The 15,456-nt window shown below is 65.2% G+C and carries 15 protein-coding genes and 1 rRNA gene; 15 read left to right on the forward strand and 1 reads right to left on the reverse strand.

Annotation, left to right across the window (positions count from 1 at the left end; translation table 11 throughout):
- Positions 1-33: 33 nt before the first annotated feature.
- The 13 genes from prmC to BO226_RS04515 all read left to right on the forward strand — a co-directional run bounded on the left by prmC (position 34) and on the right by BO226_RS04515 (position 11,272).
- Positions 34-957 (forward strand): peptide chain release factor N(5)-glutamine methyltransferase, encoded by a 924-nt coding sequence (gene prmC / locus BO226_RS04455; protein ID WP_006552586.1) that lies wholly within the window; start codon positions 34-36, stop codon positions 955-957.
- A 51-nt stretch (positions 958-1,008) separates the two neighbouring features.
- Positions 1,009-1,671, forward strand: coding sequence for an L-threonylcarbamoyladenylate synthase (locus BO226_RS04460; protein WP_071934696.1), 663 nt, complete (start codon positions 1,009-1,011; stop codon positions 1,669-1,671).
- Positions 1,672-1,690: 19 nt separating this feature from the next.
- Positions 1,691-2,896 carry an MraY family glycosyltransferase gene (locus tag BO226_RS04465; RefSeq protein WP_006552588.1) on the forward strand — a complete coding sequence of 402 codons (1,206 nt, stop codon included), beginning with the start codon at positions 1,691-1,693 and terminating at the stop codon, positions 2,894-2,896.
- An 11-nt stretch (positions 2,897-2,907) separates the two neighbouring features.
- On the forward strand, positions 2,908-3,387 hold the full coding sequence (locus BO226_RS04470; protein WP_006552589.1) for a hypothetical protein: 480 nt from the start codon (positions 2,908-2,910) through the stop codon (positions 3,385-3,387).
- A 409-nt stretch (positions 3,388-3,796) separates the two neighbouring features.
- Positions 3,797-4,495, forward strand: coding sequence for a F0F1 ATP synthase subunit A (gene atpB, locus BO226_RS04475; protein ID WP_006552590.1), 699 nt, complete (start codon positions 3,797-3,799; stop codon positions 4,493-4,495).
- Positions 4,496-4,585: 90 nt separating this feature from the next.
- Positions 4,586-4,834: an ATP synthase F0 subunit C gene (locus tag BO226_RS04480; protein WP_006552591.1), complete on the forward strand. Its 249-nt coding sequence runs from the start codon at positions 4,586-4,588 to the stop codon at positions 4,832-4,834.
- A gap of 13 nt (positions 4,835-4,847) precedes the next feature.
- Positions 4,848-5,411, forward strand: coding sequence for a F0F1 ATP synthase subunit B (locus BO226_RS04485; RefSeq protein ID WP_006552592.1), 564 nt, complete (start codon positions 4,848-4,850; stop codon positions 5,409-5,411).
- 5 nt (positions 5,412-5,416) lie between these two features.
- Positions 5,417-6,232, forward strand: a complete 816-nt coding sequence (locus BO226_RS04490; protein WP_024103705.1) for a F0F1 ATP synthase subunit delta — start codon at positions 5,417-5,419, stop codon at positions 6,230-6,232.
- 60 nt (positions 6,233-6,292) lie between these two features.
- Positions 6,293-7,936, forward strand: a complete 1,644-nt coding sequence (gene atpA / locus BO226_RS04495; RefSeq protein WP_006552594.1) for a F0F1 ATP synthase subunit alpha — start codon at positions 6,293-6,295, stop codon at positions 7,934-7,936.
- A 48-nt stretch (positions 7,937-7,984) separates the two neighbouring features.
- Positions 7,985-8,968, forward strand: coding sequence for a F0F1 ATP synthase subunit gamma (locus BO226_RS04500; RefSeq protein WP_006552595.1), 984 nt, complete (start codon positions 7,985-7,987; stop codon positions 8,966-8,968).
- Between the two features lie 6 nt (positions 8,969-8,974).
- The gene (gene atpD, locus BO226_RS04505) at positions 8,975-10,423 is read left to right on the forward strand and encodes a F0F1 ATP synthase subunit beta (RefSeq protein ID WP_016692470.1); all 1,449 of its coding nucleotides are present in this window, start codon (positions 8,975-8,977) and stop codon (positions 10,421-10,423) included.
- Between the two features lie 6 nt (positions 10,424-10,429).
- Positions 10,430-10,798 (forward strand): F0F1 ATP synthase subunit epsilon, encoded by a 369-nt coding sequence (locus BO226_RS04510; protein WP_006552597.1) that lies wholly within the window; start codon positions 10,430-10,432, stop codon positions 10,796-10,798.
- A gap of 75 nt (positions 10,799-10,873) precedes the next feature.
- Complete coding sequence (locus tag BO226_RS04515) at positions 10,874-11,272, forward strand: DUF2550 domain-containing protein (RefSeq protein ID WP_371683106.1); 399 nt, start codon at positions 10,874-10,876, stop codon at positions 11,270-11,272.
- A 10-nt stretch (positions 11,273-11,282) separates the two neighbouring features.
- Here the strand turns inward: BO226_RS04515 and BO226_RS04520 are convergent, their stop codons facing one another.
- Positions 11,283-11,855 (reverse strand): cob(I)yrinic acid a,c-diamide adenosyltransferase, encoded by a 573-nt coding sequence (locus BO226_RS04520; RefSeq protein WP_019288973.1) that lies wholly within the window; start codon positions 11,853-11,855, stop codon positions 11,283-11,285.
- A 58-nt stretch (positions 11,856-11,913) separates the two neighbouring features.
- Between BO226_RS04520 and murA the strand changes: the two genes are divergently transcribed.
- Both murA and BO226_RS04530 read left to right on the forward strand, forming a co-directional pair.
- On the forward strand, positions 11,914-13,194 hold the full coding sequence (gene murA, locus BO226_RS04525; RefSeq protein ID WP_071934697.1) for a UDP-N-acetylglucosamine 1-carboxyvinyltransferase: 1,281 nt from the start codon (positions 11,914-11,916) through the stop codon (positions 13,192-13,194).
- 559 nt (positions 13,195-13,753) lie between these two features.
- A 16S ribosomal RNA gene (locus BO226_RS04530) occupies positions 13,754-15,275 on the forward strand.
- Positions 15,276-15,456: the final 181 nt, after the last annotated feature.

Genomic DNA, 15,456 nt, shown 5'->3' on the forward strand with positions numbered 1-15,456 from the left:
ATCGGCTTCGTGACCACGTGGCACCCTGGACGCGTGAGTCGTCAACCTCTGCGCCTGGCCATCATCGAAGCGGCATCGGTCCTCGAGGAAGCCGGAGTCCCGAGTCCCCGGGTCGACGCCGAACTTCTCGCAGCGCACCTGCTCGGCATCGAGCGCGGGCGACTCGGTCTGGTCCCGCTCGTCGAGGCGACGACCATCGACGCCTACCGCTCGATGGTCGAACAACGGGCGAAGCGGATTCCTCTGCAGTACATCACCGGCACCTCGCCGATGGGGGAGATCGACCTGGCAGTGGGGCCGGGGGTGTTCGTCCCGCGACCCGAGACGGAACTGCTGCTCGGGTGGGCGCTGGCCTTCCTCGAACGCCACGGCAGCCGCAACCCGGTCGTCCTCGACCTGTGCACCGGATCCGGCGCGCTGGCGCTGGCGATCGCGCATGCGCGTCCCGACGCCGAGGTCCACGCCGTCGAACTCGAAGCGAAGGCCCTCGCCTGGGCGCGTCGGAACGCCGAGACCCGCGCGGAGGAAGGGGACACCCCGATCCGGCTGTACCAGGGCGATGTCACCGACCGCATGCTGCTCACCAACCTCGAAGGCAGTGTCGACCTGGTGGTCGCCAACCCGCCCTACATCCCGGAAGGAGCCGACCTCGAACCCGAGGTGGTCGAACACGATCCGCACTCGGCGCTCTTCGGGGGAGCGGACGGACTGTCCGTCATCCGGCCCATGGTTTCCAACATTGCGCGGTGGCTGCGGATCGGGGGAGCGGCAGCGGTCGAGCACGACGACACGCACAGCCTGCTGGTCGCCGAACTGTTCGAGCAGCGTCGGGTGTTCGGCGACGTCGTGCGGCACCCCGACCTCGCCGGGAAGGCCCGCTTCGTGACCGCGCACCGTGTTCCTACGGCGGTGGAGGCCGACCGCATGAAGTCGGTACGGTCTGCGGCGGACGGCTGACGGGCAGGACCCGTCCGGTGCCGATTGGGGCCGAAGTGGAAGGATGAGCGCGTGAGCACCGTGTACGACTGCAACAACGAAGCTTCGCGCGCCGCCGGACTCAACGCGGCGCGCGGCGCACTCAAGGCCGGACGACTCGTCGTCGTACCCACCGACACGGTGTACGGCATCGCTGCCGACGCCTTCGACTCCGACGCCGTAACGGCGCTCCTGCGCGCGAAGGGGCGCGGCCGCGACATGCCGGTGCCGGTCCTCGTCGGCTCCTGGACGACCATCGACGGTCTCGTCGCCTCGGTGCGTCCCGAGGCGCGGGAGTTGATCCGCGCGTTCTGGCCGGGCGGACTCAGCCTCGTGGTGCACCAGGCACCGTCCCTGGCCTGGGATCTCGGCGACACCCGCGGCACCGTCATGCTCCGCATGCCGCTGCACCCCGTCATCCTGGAACTGCTGCGCGAGGTCGGTCCGCTCGCGGTCTCCAGCGCCAACGTCTCCGGTCGGCCCCCCGCCACGAACGTCACCGAGGCGCGCGAGCAACTCGGAGCATCGGCGAGTGTCTATCTCGACGGTGGCCCGGCAGACCACGGGGTCGCATCGACGATCGTCGACCTCACGGGCGACCGCCCACGCATCCTGCGCGAGGGTGCGGTGACGGCCGAAGCACTCGCGGAGGTGCTCGGTGACGATCCCGAGCGCCTTCGGTCCGGCGGGGAGTAGCGGCGGAGGAACGGAGCACGTGACTGCAGCCGACACCACCGCCGTACTGCTCGCCCAGGCCGGGCGCGGCGCCGGCGTTCCCATCCGGGAGCTTCTCCTCGTCCTGCTCACCGCCGCGGTGGTGACCTTCCTCGCGACCGGTGTGGTGCGGATCCTCGCGCTGAAGTTCGGAGCGGTCGCCGTTCCTCGCGACCGCGACGTGCACGTGACCCCGACCCCGCGGATGGGTGGGGTCGGCATGTACATCGGCCTCGTCGCGGGAATCGTCTTCGCTCAGCAATTGCCTGCTCTGACAAGGGGTTTCGAATTCACCCCGGATATGGGGGCGGCGCTCGCCGCGGCCTCGATCATCGTCGTCGTCGGCATCGTCGACGACCGGTGGGGACTCGACGCGCTCACCAAGTTCGTCGGCCAGGTCACCGCGGCCGGCGTGCTCGTGATCATGGGCGTGAGCTGGATCGTCATCTACGACCCGTTCAGTGCCTCGACACTCGTACTCGACCAGCTCCAGGGCGGTCTCATCACCGTCGCCGTCGCCGCGGTGACGATCAACGCGATGAACTTCGTCGACGGGCTCGACGGACTCGCGGCCGGACTGGGGCTCATCGCCGCACTCGCGATCTGCGCGTTCTCCGTGGGTCTGCTGCTCGATCAGGGCGGCGACGTCTCCGCCTACCCGCCGGCCCTCATGGCCGCGGCCCTCGCCGGCGCCTGCCTCGGCTTCCTGCCGCACAACTTCCAGCCCGCCAAGATCTTCATGGGCGACTCCGGGTCCATGCTCATCGGTCTCATGCTCGCCGCAATCTCCACAAGCGCCTCGGGCCTCATCCCGCTCAGCGCCTACGGTTCGCGCGACCTGCTCGGTCTGCTCTCGCCGCTGATCCTGGTCGGTGCCGTGATGTTCATCCCGATCCTCGACCTGCTCCTCGCGATCGTGCGGCGCACCCGGGCCGGCGTCAGCCCCTTCAGCCCCGACAAGATGCACCTCCACCACCGCCTGCTGCAGATCGGGCACTCGCACCGTCGCGTGGTGCTGCTGCTCTACCTGTGGGTCGGAATCCTGGCCTTCGGGGCTGTCGGTTCCTCGCTGCTCGACCGGCGGGCCGTGGTGTTGATCCTCGCGGGCGGTCTCGTGTTCGCCCTCGTCGTGACCGCTGTGCCGTCGCTGCGGCGGCACGACGAGTCGGGGGAGACGCCGCCGGAGCACTCCCGAGAGGTCGGTTAGGCTCGGATATCGTGACGAACCCGGATCATCCCGAACCCGACCACGGCCTGCCCTCGCTGCCCGACCCGATCGCGCCGATGCGCGCGGCCGTGCGGTACGGCGCCCTCGGTCTTCTCGCGCTCGCCGTCGTGGCGTCGGTGATCTCGGTGCTCGTCGCCGGGATGCCCGGTCTGTGGGGTGCACTCATCGGAGCGGCCGTCGGCGGAGGGTTCATCCTCTTCACCGCACTCGGCGTTCTCCTGACGTCGAAGATGCCGGCGATGACCGCCGGAGCCGTACTTCTCGGCACCTGGCTGCTGAAGCTGATCCTCGCCATCGTCGTGATGGGCTCGCTCGACTCGCTCGACTTCTACAACCGCAACGCGCTCGTCCTCACCATCGTGTTCGCCCTGGTCATCGTTCTGGGAGCCGAGACCTACGGGGTGCTCTCGCAACGTGCCCTGTACGTCGATCCCCAGGCGTCGTCCGGATCCGACAACGACGATCGGTAGTAGCACCGCTTGTCCATAACCCCCCACGTAGGAACCCACCTACGCACTGTCGTAGAGCAGTTGGTAGGGTGAGTTCTACGAGAGTGACGCTGCCCGCATCGGGTTCGAAGAGGGTGCGCAGTTGTGACTTCGTAGGCGGTCGTGTTCAAATGGCCGCCGAGTCGACGAGAGTCGCCGACACCGGCAGGAAGCGGGACCGTTCACGCGGTTCGGACCACTGGCGAATACGCGAGCCGACCTGGTCGACTTCTGGATCGTCAATGTCCGATCGAACCGCAGACGGCATGCCTGCGGCCGACTACGGGAGAGAGCGCTGAGCGTCACCACCTTGGCAGCCGGAGAATTCCACGCGCCGTCACTAGCTGATTTTTTCCCACCGGCAGTCCTGTTCGAAGGAACCCCCTTCGAGATGGACCGGTTGATGCTCATCCGCGTCGCCGTCGCCCTGATCGTCGCGCTGTTCTTCTTCTTCGCGTTGCGGAGTCCGAAGATCGTGCCGCGGGGCGTGCAGAACGTCGCCGAGATCATGCTCGACTTCGTCCGGATCCACATCGCCGAGGACATCCTCGGTAAGGAACAGGGACGCCGGTTCCTCCCGGTGATCGTCACCATCTTCTTCCTGGTGGTCGGTCTGAACCTGACATCGGTCATCCCGTTCCTCAACATCTCGTCCAACGCACGAATCGGTATGCCGATCGTGCTCGCGGCACTCGCCTACATCGTCTTCAACTATGTGGGCATCAAGAAGTACGGATTCTTCCGCTACGTCAAGAGCAGCATCGTCATCCCGAACCTGCCGCCCGCTCTCCACGTGCTGGTGATCCCGATCGAGTTCGTCTCGACGTTCATTCTGCGGCCGTTCACGCTGACCATTCGTCTCATGGCCAACATGCTGGCCGGTCACATCATGCTCGTGCTGTTCTTCAGTGCCACGCAGTTCTTCTTCTTCGATTCCGACGGCTTCATGAAGGTGTTCGGCATCGGTTCTCTCATCGGCGGAATCGCGTTCACCTTCTTCGAGCTCCTGGTGATCGTCCTGCAGGCCTACATCTTCGCGCTGCTCACCGCGGTGTACATCGACTTGGCCCTGCACGCCGAAGAGCACTAGCTCGACGAACGGCACGACCCACATCTACACAAAGACTGACTCGGTTGCCGACTCCCGGGGCCGAGCCACAAGAAAGGGAATGGAACACCAATGAGCGTTGCGCTTCAGGCAGCAGACGTCCTCGCCCAGGAGACCACGATCTCGGGTGCAGGCGCCATCGGCTACGGCCTCGCCGCCATCGGCCCCGGCATCGGCATCGGCATCGTCGTCGGCAAGGCGATCGAGGGCATGGCTCGTCAGCCCGAGATGGCAGGCCAGCTGCGCACCACGATGTTCCTCGGTATCGCCTTCACCGAGGCCCTCGCGCTGATCGGCATCGTCGCCGGCTTCATCTTCTGATCCGACGATCACAATGGCTGACAGCATCCTGATCCTCGCGGCAGAGGAAGGGGAGACTCCCAATCCCCTTCTCCCCGCGACATACGACATCGTCTGGTCGCTGGTCGCCCTGATCCTCGTCGGATTCGTCTTCTGGAAGTTCGTGCTTCCGATGTTCCAGAAGGTGCTCGACGAGCGTTCGGAGCTGATCGAAGGCGGCATCAAGAAGGCAGAGGAAGCTCAGGCGGAGGCTGCGGCCGCGCTCGAGCAGTACCGTAGCCAGCTCGCCGAGGCTCGCACCGAGGCGGCGCAGATCCGTGAAGAGGCCCGTGCACAGGGCCAGCAGATCATCGCCGACATGAAGGCGCAGGCCCAAGAGGAGAGCGACCGTATCGTCGCCGCCGGTCACAACCAGCTGCAGGCCCAGCGCCAGCAGATCGTGGCCGAGCTGCGTAGCGATCTCGGACGCAGCTCCGTGGATCTCGCCGAGAAGATCCTCGGCGAAGCGCTCGCGGACGACGTGAAGCGTGCCGGCTCGATCGATCGGTTCCTCGACGAACTCGACTCCCTCAGCGCTGACTCTGCATCCGGAAAGTGAGCACCATGTACGCAGCAAGCCGTGAGGCACTCGCTCATACGCGTTCCGCGTTGCAGTCCGCCCTGGGCTCGGGTGCCGCGACTGCCGCTGCGGCTCAGGCCGGTTCCGAACTCTTCTCGGTGGTCGAGGCGCTCGACAGCCAGCGCGCCCTCCGGACCGCGCTGGCCGACGCCTCGGCCCCGGCTGCCGTTCGCGAGCGGCTGGCCGAGCAGGTCTTCGGCGGCAAGGTTTCGGCCCAGACCCTCGCGACCGTCAAGGCCGCAGCGGGGCAGGACTGGTCGGCACAGTCCGACCTGACCGACTCGCTCGTCCAGCTCGGCCGTGAGGCACTGCTGAAGGCCGCAGCGGACCAGGACCAGCTCGACACCGTCGAGGACGAACTGTTCCGCCTCGGTCGCATCGTGGCAGGCGACCCGGAGCTCGAGCAGACGCTCTCGGATCGCAGCACCCCGGCTTCGGCCAAGCGTGATCTGCTGACGCGCCTGCTGTACGGCAAGGTCACCGCAGTCACCGAGGCGCTGGCGGTCCACGCGGTCGGTCGGCTGAGCAAGTCGCCGGCCGAGACGTTCGACGAGTTGTCGGCGCTCGCCGCGGCCCAGCGGGACCGTGCCGTCGCGCACGTCCGCAGCGCGGCACCGCTCGATGCGAAGCAGGAGGAGCGGCTCACCGCGACCCTGACCCGCATCTACGGGAAGCCTGTGACGGTTCACGTCGAGGTCGATCCCGAGCTTCTCAGTGGATTGGTCGTCCGGGTGGGCGACGAGGTCATCGACGGTAGTGCCGCGGGTCGACTCGCTGCAGTGCGCAAGAGCCTCACGTAGTCCACTACCGAACACACACATAGATCTTTTCGAAGACCAGATACCGAGAGCAGGAAGAACATGGCGGAGCTGACGATCTCCTCCGACGAGATCCGTAGCGCGATTGACAATTACACCGCGAGCTACTCCCCGGAGGCCTCCCGCGAGGAGGTCGGCGTGGTCGTCGACACCAGTGACGGCATCGCGCACATCAGCGGTCTGCCGTCGGCGATGGCCAACGAGCTGCTGGAGTTCCCCGGTGGCGTCCTCGGCGTGGCCCTCAACCTCGAGGCCACCGAGATCGGTGCCGTTATCCTGGGCGACTTCCAGACCATCGAGGAAGGCCAGGAAGTCAAGCGGACCGGCGACGTTCTGTCGGTGCCGGTGAGCGACAACTTCCTCGGTCGCGTCGTGAACCCGCTCGGTCAGCCGATCGACGGCCTCGGCGACATCGAAGCCGATGAGACCCGCGCCCTCGAGCTGCAGGCCGCGACCGTGCTGGAGCGCCAGCCGGTCGAGGAGCCGCTGCAGACCGGCATCAAGGCCATCGACGCGATGACCCCGATCGGCCGTGGCCAGCGTCAGCTCGTGATCGGCGACCGCAAGACGGGCAAGACCGCCGTCTGCATCGACGCGATCCTGAATCAGAAGGCGAACTGGGAGACCGGCGACCCGAAACAGCAGGTCCGCTGCATCTACGTCGCGATCGGCCAGAAGGGCTCGACCATCGCGGGTGTCAAGCAGGCACTCGAGGAGAACGGCGCGATGGAGTACACCACCATCGTCGCGGCTCCGGCCTCCGACTCCGCCGGCTTCAAGTGGCTCGCCCCCTACACCGGTTCGGCCCTCGGCCAGCACTGGATGTACCAGGGCAAGCACGTCCTCATCGTGTTCGACGACCTGACCAAGCAGGCCGAGGCCTACCGCGCCATCTCGCTGCTGCTGCGTCGTCCGCCGGGCCGCGAGGCATACCCCGGCGACGTCTTCTACCTGCACTCGCGTCTGCTGGAGCGCTCCGCCAAGCTCTCCGACGAGCTCGGTGGCGGCTCGCTGACGGCCCTGCCGATCATCGAGACCAAGGCGAACGACGTGTCGGCCTACATCCCGACCAACGTCATCTCCATCACCGACGGCCAGGTCTTCCTCGAGTCCGACCTGTTCAACAAGGGTGTCCGCCCCGCCATCAACGTCGGTATCTCGGTTTCCCGAGTCGGTGGCGCCGCCCAGACCAAGGGCATGAAGAAGGTCTCCGGTTCGCTGCGTCTCGAGCTCGCGCAGTTCCGTGAGCTCGAAGGCTTCGCCGCCTTCGCCTCCGACCTCGACGCCGCGTCGAAGGCTCAGCTCGAGCGCGGTCAGCGTCTCGTCGAGCTCCTCAAGCAGGACCAGTACGCGCCCATCGCAGTCGAGGACCAGATCGTGTCGATCTACCTCGCCGGCGAAGGTGTCTTCGACTCGGTTCCGGTCGAGGACGTGCGTCGCTTCGAGACCGAGCTCCTCGAGGATCTGCACCGCAACGCCGCAGGCGTCTACGAGCAGATCGCCGGTGGCAAGGCCCTGTCCGACGAGTCGATCGAGGCCCTCCGCGCCGCGACCGCCAAGTTCAAGGAGGGCTTCATCGCCTCCGACGGCAGCCGTGTCGTGAACGAGGCAGAGGCCGAGGCCCTCGGTGCCGACGAGATCCAGCAGGAGCAGGTCTCCGTCAAGCGCACCACCGTTCGCAAGTGAGCGGGGAGTCCATGACCCAGCGTCCAGTGAAGGGAGTGTGATCGACGAATGGCGAACTTGCGCGAACTGCGCTCGCGGATCAAGTCGGTCAACTCGACCAAGAAGATCACCAAGGCGCAGGAACTGATCGCGACGTCGCGTATCACGAAGGCCCAGGCCCGAGTGGCAGCGTCCAAGCCGTACGCCGAGGAGATCACCAAGGTGCTCTCCGAGCTGGCGAGTGCGTCGGCCTCGTTGGATCACCCCCTGCTCAACGAGCGCGAGAACCCCAAGCGTGCCGCAGTGCTGGTAGTGACCAGCGACCGCGGTATGGCCGGCGGTTACAACTCCAACGTCCTCAAGGAAGCCGAGGAGCTGCGTCAGCTGCTCCTCAGCGAGGGCAAGGAGCCTGTGCTGTACGTGATGGGCGGTAAGGGCCTCGGCTACTACACGTTCCGTGAGCGTGAAGTGGCCGCTGCCTGGACGGGCTTCTCGCAGGACCCCCGTTACACGGACGCCGCGAAGGCGAGCCGTCACCTGGTCGAGCTGTTCATGGCGGGTTCGGGCACCGAGGTGCCCGCACCGAACGGCGAGGGCACCATCGAGGGCGTCGACGAACTGCACATCGTCTACACCCGCTTCGTGTCGATGCTGACCCAGACCCCCCAGGTTCGCAGAATGGCTCCGCTCGAAGTGAGCATCACCGAGGACGAGATCGACCTCGGCGAGGACATGCTCACCGACGGACGCCGCGCCACGGACAACGAGGGACCGCAGGCCGTGTACAACTTCGAGCCGGAAGCCGGAGTTCTGCTCGAGGCTCTCCTGCCGAAGTACATCAGCACGCGCATCTACGCGTCGCTGCTGGACGCGGCGGCCTCCGAGTCGGCAGCCCGTCGTACCGCCATGAAGGCCGCGACGGACAATGCCACGGAATTGGTGAACACCCTCAGCCGTCAGGCGAACCAGGCCCGGCAGGCCCAGATCACCCAGGAAATCAGCGAGATCGTCGGCGGTGCCGGTGCGCTCGCCTCGAGTGCAGGAAGTGACTGAACCACAATGACCGCAGCAGTAACCGACAACAACGCCGGTGCGGCGTCGGCCCTTGCCGGGCGCGTCGTCCGCGTCATCGGCGCCGTCGTCGACGTGGAATTCCCGCGTGGCGCCGTGCCCGAGCTGTTCAACGCCCTGCACGCAGAGGTCACTCTGCCGTCCGTGGCGAAGACCCTGACCCTCGAAGTCGCGCAGCACCTGGGTGACAACCTGGTCCGCACGATCTCGATGCAGCCCACCGACGGCCTGGTGCGTGGCGCCCCCGTCAGCGACACCGGCAAGCCGATCTCGGTTCCCGTCGGCGACGTCGTCAAGGGCCACGTGTTCAACGCGCTGGGCGACTGCCTCGACGCGCCGGGCACCGGACGCGACGGCGAGCAGTGGGGCATCCACCGCAAGCCCCCGGCCTTCGACCAACTCGAGGGCAAGACCGAGATCCTCGAGACCGGCATCAAGGTCATCGACCTGCTGACCCCGTACGTGAAGGGCGGCAAGATCGGTCTGTTCGGTGGTGCCGGTGTCGGCAAGACCGTTCTGATCCAGGAGATGATCACCCGTATCGCGCGTGAGTTCTCCGGTACGTCGGTGTTCGCCGGCGTCGGTGAGCGCACCCGTGAGGGCACCGACCTCCACCTCGAGATGGAAGAGATGGGCGTCCTCCAGGACACCGCCCTCGTCTTCGGCCAGATGGACGAGCCGCCGGGCACGCGTATGCGCGTCGCCCTGTCGGCCCTGACGATGGCGGAGTACTTCCGCGACGTCCAGGGACAGGACGTGCTCCTGTTCATCGACAACATCTTCCGCTTCACGCAGGCCGGCTCGGAGGTTTCGACCCTCCTCGGCCGTATGCCGTCGGCCGTGGGTTACCAGCCCACGCTCGCGGACGAGATGGGTGAGCTCCAGGAGCGCATCACCTCGACGCGTGGCCGCTCGATCACCTCGCTGCAGGCGATCTACGTGCCCGCCGACGACTACACCGACCCCGCGCCGGCCACGACGTTCGCTCACCTCGATGCGACCACCGAGCTCTCGCGTCCGATCTCGCAGATGGGTATCTACCCCGCTGTGGACCCGCTGACGTCGACCTCGCGAATCCTCGAGCCGGGCATCGTCGGTGCCGACCACTTCCGGGTGGCCAACGAGGTCAAGCGCATCCTGCAGAAGTACAAGGAACTGCAGGACATCATCGCCATCCTCGGTATGGACGAGCTCTCCGAAGAAGACAAGGTCACGGTCGCCCGTGCCCGTCGTCTCCAGAAGTTCCTCGGCCAGAACTTCATCGTCGCCGAGAAGTTCACGGGTCAGCCGGGTTCGGTCGTGCCGCTCGCCGACACCATCGAGGCCTTCGACCGCGTGTGCAAGGGCGAGTTCGACCACCTGCCCGAGCAGGCGTTCAACAGCTGCGGTGGACTCGACGACGTCGAGGCTGCAGCCAAGAAGATCGCCGGAAAGTAGGCCACCGTGGCTGAGATGAGCGTGGACATCGTTGCCGTCGAGGAGCGTGTGTGGTCCGGATCGGCGACTCTCGTCACCGCCCAGACCACCGAGGGCGAGATCGGCATCATGCCCGGTCACGAGCCCGTGCTCGGCCAGCTCGTCGAGGGTGGCGTCGTGTCCGTCAGGACCGCGGACGGTGAGCGGATCGTCATGGCCGTCCATGGCGGATTCCTCTCGGTGACCGCGACGACGGTGACGGTGCTCGCCGAAGCCGCCGACCGCGTGGAGGACATCGACGTCGAGGCAGCCAAGTCGACTCTGAACGATGCAGATCGTGACGAGTCGGAGATCGCAGCGGCCCGCGGCCGCCTGCGGGCTGTCGAACGAGCCTGATCGTCGAACAACGAGAAGCCGCGACGGAGCCGACGAGCAGTGTCACCTGGATTTCTGATTCTCAGTATCCTTGTGGTGCTGCTCGCGGTCTCCGTCGCGGCTTTGTTGTACCGCCTCTTTGCCCTGCGCGGCGGGGGTACCGCCGCCATTCTGCGAGTGATGCCTCAGAACGAGGGTTCCGGCTGGAGGCACGGAATCGTTCGGTACGGCGACGAGACACTCGCGTTCTACAAGCTTTCGAGCCTTCGGCCCGGACCCGACGTACGACTGACCCGTCAGGGCATCGATGTGCGTTCGCGACGGAAGCCGGAAGGCAGTGAATTCGACATCATGACCGAGGACATCGTGATCCTCGATGTGATCGACCGCGACGACTCGTACGAGATCGCGCTCGACAGCGGCGCTTTGATGGCCTTCATGTCCTGGGTCGAATCCAGGCCCGACGGCCGGTCGCAGCGCCGCCGCCCCCTCTAGAGGGACTTCCTCACGCGCCCGCTCCCGGCTTCCACAGCACGTCGCCGTCCGGGTTCGCGATCCGGCCCAGGATGAACAGCAGATCCGAGAGCCGGTTCAGGTACTTCGCGGGCAGGACGTTCGTGTCGTCGGGAGCCGCGTCCACCGCCGCCCACGCCGACCGTTCCGCACGTCGTGCCACCGTCCTGGCGGTGTGCAACAGAGCCGCCCCCGGCGTGCCGCCCGGAAGAATGAACGAGTTGAGCGGTTCCAGCTCCTCGTTGAATTCGTCGCACCAGCCCTCGAGCCGGTCGATGTACTGCTGGGTGATCCGCAGCGGCGGGTACTTCGGGTTCTCGACCACGGGCGTCGACAGATCCGCGCCGGCATCGAAGAGATCGTTCTGAATCTGTCGGAGTACCGGGACGAGCCGTTCCGGGAGCGCTCCCAGTGCGAGGGCCACACCGATCGCCGCGTTGGTCTCGTCGCAATCGGCGTAGGCGACCAGACGAGGATCGTTCTTCGAGACGCGCGAGAAGTCGCTGAGCCCCGTTGTTCCGTCGTCTCCGGTGCGCGTATAGATCCGTGTCAGGTGGACTGCCATGCGCGTCACGGTACCGGCTCTGCTCTTCCCGCGGACACGCCCGTTACGCTGTGTCGTTGTGAGTGAACGCTTTCTTGTCACAGGTGGGAACCGCCTTTCCGGCGACGTCGTCGTCGGGGGTGCCAAGAACAGCGTCCTCAAGTTGATGGCTGCGGCGCTGCTCGCCGAGGGCACCACCACGATCACCAACTGCCCCGACATCCTCGACGTGCCCCTGATGGCCGACGTCCTGCGTGGACTCGGCTGCGAGGTCGAACTCGAAGGCGACGCCGTACGCATCACGACGCCTGCCGAACCCGAGTACCGCGCCGACTTCGCGGCAGTGCGGCAGTTCCGGGCGTCGGTCTGCGTACTCGGCCCGCTGGTTGCACGCTGCCGCAAGGCGATCGTGGCGCTGCCCGGCGGCGACGCCATCGGCTCCCGTCCGCTCGACATGCACCAGGCGGGTCTGCGACTGCTCGGCGCCCATTCGTCGATCGAGCACGGATGCGTCGTCGCGGAAGCGGACGATCTGCAGGGTGCCACCATCCGTCTGGCGTTCCCTTCGGTGGGAGCGACAGAGAACATCCTCATGGCCGCGGTCCTCGCCAAGGGGGACACGACCATCGACAACGCGGCCCGCGAACCCGAGATCGTCGACCTGTGCAACATGCTCGTCCGCATGGGGGCACGGATCACCGGTGCGGGCAGTACGACGCTGCGGGTCTCGGGAGTCTCGTCCCTCCGTCCCACCGAGCACCGGTGCATCGGCGACCGGATCGTTGCGGCGACGTGGGGGATCGCAGCTGTGATGACGCGGGGCGATATCGCCGTCCGTGGCGTCAATCCGAAGCATCTCGCGTTGGTGCTGGACAAGTTGCGCAGTGCCGGCGCCGAAGTCATGCCGTTGGCAGACGGATTCCACGTCGTGCAGAAGGAGCGGCCCCGTGCCGTCAACTTCGCGACGCTGCCGTATCCGGGATTCCCCACCGACCTGCAGCCCATGGCCATCGGTCTCGCGGCCATCGCCGACGGGACGTCGATGATCACCGAGAACGTCTTCGAAGCACGGTTCCGGTTCGTCGAGGAGATGGTGCGTCTCGGAGCGGACGCCCGCACCGACGGCCACCACGCGGTCGTGCGGGGAGTGGAGCAGTTGTCGAGTGCTCCCGTGTGGGCATCGGACATTCGTGCGGGCGCAGGTCTGGTGCTCGCCGGCCTGTGTGCGGACGGGGTCACGGAAGTGCACGACGTCTACCACATCGACCGTGGTTATCCGCGGTTCGTCGAGATCCTCCAGGAGCTCGGCGGAACCATCGAGCGGGTGGGTGTCGAGGAAGGCCGACTCCTGTCTCACTAGGGAGGAAACCCTGTTCGGGCCCTGTGTCCGGCGTCACCGGAAGCGATTTCGGTCCGGTCGGCGCCTCTCGGAGACATTCACCTGGGCTTTTCTCGAGGACTACCACCTCTGACCAGGCGATTTGGCAGGGAGTTGATCCTCGCGTAACTTATTCCAGGTCAGAGCGACACGGACACCGACCCGGGCCGAGAGGAACGGGACAACGAGGTTGGACGAAGGCGCCTGAACTTGGTTACGAGTCCCCGATTCTTCTGGTAAGGTCGGTGGCCCCGGAGGTCGAAGAGACCTCCTGATGAACAGTCACCCCGGAGTGAACGAACCGGAAGGTTCGGGATCGATGGTGTGTGCGTGTTCTTTGAGAACTCAACAGTGTGCCGATGAATGTCAGTGCCAAATAATATTTGGTGCGACCACTTCACTTTTTGTGGGTGGTTGTTGCTGGACATCGCATTCTTCCGTCTGCGGTGATCCAGTGTTTAGCTAGTTTGAGTTTTTATGCTAGTGATTTGACTCGATGTCTTTGACTGATTGCCTCGCTTCGGTGGGGAATCTTGAGTCTTCAACGGAGAGTTTGATCCTGGCTCAGGACGAACGCTGGCGGCGTGCTTAACACATGCAAGTCGAACGATGAAGCCCAGCTTGCTGGGTGGATTAGTGGCGAACGGGTGAGTAACACGTGGGTGATCTGCCCTGCACTCTGGGATAAGCCTGGGAAACTGGGTCTAATACCGGATATGACCTCGGGATGCATGTCCTGGGGTGGAAAGTTTTTCGGTGCAGGATGAGCCCGCGGCCTATCAGCTTGTTGGTGGGGTAATGGCCTACCAAGGCGACGACGGGTAGCCGGCCTGAGAGGGCGACCGGCCACACTGGGACTGAGACACGGCCCAGACTCCTACGGGAGGCAGCAGTGGGGAATATTGCACAATGGGCGCAAGCCTGATGCAGCGACGCCGCGTGAGGGATGACGGCCTTCGGGTTGTAAACCTCTTTCAGCAGGGACGAAGCGCAAGTGACGGTACCTGCAGAAGAAGCACCGGCCAACTACGTGCCAGCAGCCGCGGTAATACGTAGGGTGCGAGCGTTGTCCGGAATTACTGGGCGTAAAGAGCTCGTAGGCGGTTTGTCGCGTCGTCTGTGAAATCCCGCAGCTCAACTGCGGGCTTGCAGGCGATACGGGCAGACTCGAGTACTGCAGGGGAGACTGGAATTCCTGGTGTAGCGGTGAAATGCGCAGATATCAGGAGGAACACCGGTGGCGAAGGCGGGTCTCTGGGCAGTAACTGACGCTGAGGAGCGAAAGCGTGGGTAGCGAACAGGATTAGATACCCTGGTAGTCCACGCCGTAAACGGTGGGCGCTAGGTGTGGGTTTCCTTCCACGGGATCCGTGCCGTAGCCAACGCATTAAGCGCCCCGCCTGGGGAGTACGGCCGCAAGGCTAAAACTCAAAGGAATTGACGGGGGCCCGCACAAGCGGCGGAGCATGTGGATTAATTCGATGCAACGCGAAGAACCTTACCTGGGTTTGACATGTACCGGACGACTGCAGAGATGTGGTTTCCCTTGTGGCCGGTAGACAGGTGGTGCATGGCTGTCGTCAGCTCGTGTCGTGAGATGTTGGGTTAAGTCCCGCAACGAGCGCAACCCTTGTCCTGTGTTGCCAGCACGTGATGGTGGGGACTCGCAGGAGACTGCCGGGGTCAACTCGGAGGAAGGTGGGGACGACGTCAAGTCATCATGCCCCTTATGTCCAGGGCTTCACACATGCTACAATGGTCGGTACAGAGGGCTGCGATACCGTGAGGTGGAGCGAATCCCTTAAAGCCGGTCTCAGTTCGGATCGGGGTCTGCAACTCGACCCCGTGAAGTCGGAGTCGCTAGTAATCGCAGATCAGCAACGCTGCGGTGAATACGTTCCCGGGCCTTGTACACACCGCCCGTCACGTCATGAAAGTCGGTAACACCCGAAGCCGGTGGCCTAACCCCTTGTGGGAGGGAGACGTCGAAGGTGGGATCGGCGATTGGGACGAAGTCGTAACAAGGTAGCCGTACCGGAAGGTGCGGCTGGATCACCTCCTTTCTAAGGAGCAACTTCCGATACAGACACAACACAGGTTGTGCTCTGATCGGCAGAGCCATTACGGATTCACAGGTAATCCGGTGGTGCTCATGGGTGGAACGCTGACAAGCATTTTCTTCACTACTGCGGGCCCGAGTGCCGGCAGGAGGAAAGTTATATCGGTGCACTGTTGGGTCCTGAG

This window comes from Rhodococcus sp. 2G (genome assembly GCF_001886355.1).
Taxonomy (GTDB): domain Bacteria; phylum Actinomycetota; class Actinomycetes; order Mycobacteriales; family Mycobacteriaceae; genus Rhodococcus; species Rhodococcus pyridinivorans.

Bases quoted from the DNA above. Each gene is read 5' to 3' on its own strand.
- atpB (WP_006552590.1), top strand. From the start codon at position 3,797: ATGGACCGGTTGATGCTCATCCGCGTCGCCGTCGCCCTGATCGTCGCG.
- BO226_RS04480 (WP_006552591.1), top strand. From the start codon at position 4,586: ATGAGCGTTGCGCTTCAGGCAGCAGACGTCCTCGCCCAGGAGACCACG.
- BO226_RS04485 (WP_006552592.1), top strand. From the start codon at position 4,848: ATGGCTGACAGCATCCTGATCCTCGCGGCAGAGGAAGGGGAGACTCCC.
- BO226_RS04490 (WP_024103705.1), top strand. From the start codon at position 5,417: ATGTACGCAGCAAGCCGTGAGGCACTCGCTCATACGCGTTCCGCGTTG.
- atpA (WP_006552594.1), top strand. From the start codon at position 6,293: ATGGCGGAGCTGACGATCTCCTCCGACGAGATCCGTAGCGCGATTGAC.
- BO226_RS04500 (WP_006552595.1), top strand. From the start codon at position 7,985: ATGGCGAACTTGCGCGAACTGCGCTCGCGGATCAAGTCGGTCAACTCG.
- atpD (WP_016692470.1), top strand. From the start codon at position 8,975: ATGACCGCAGCAGTAACCGACAACAACGCCGGTGCGGCGTCGGCCCTT.
- BO226_RS04520 (WP_019288973.1), bottom strand. From the start codon at position 11,855: ATGGCAGTCCACCTGACACGGATCTATACGCGCACCGGAGACGACGGA.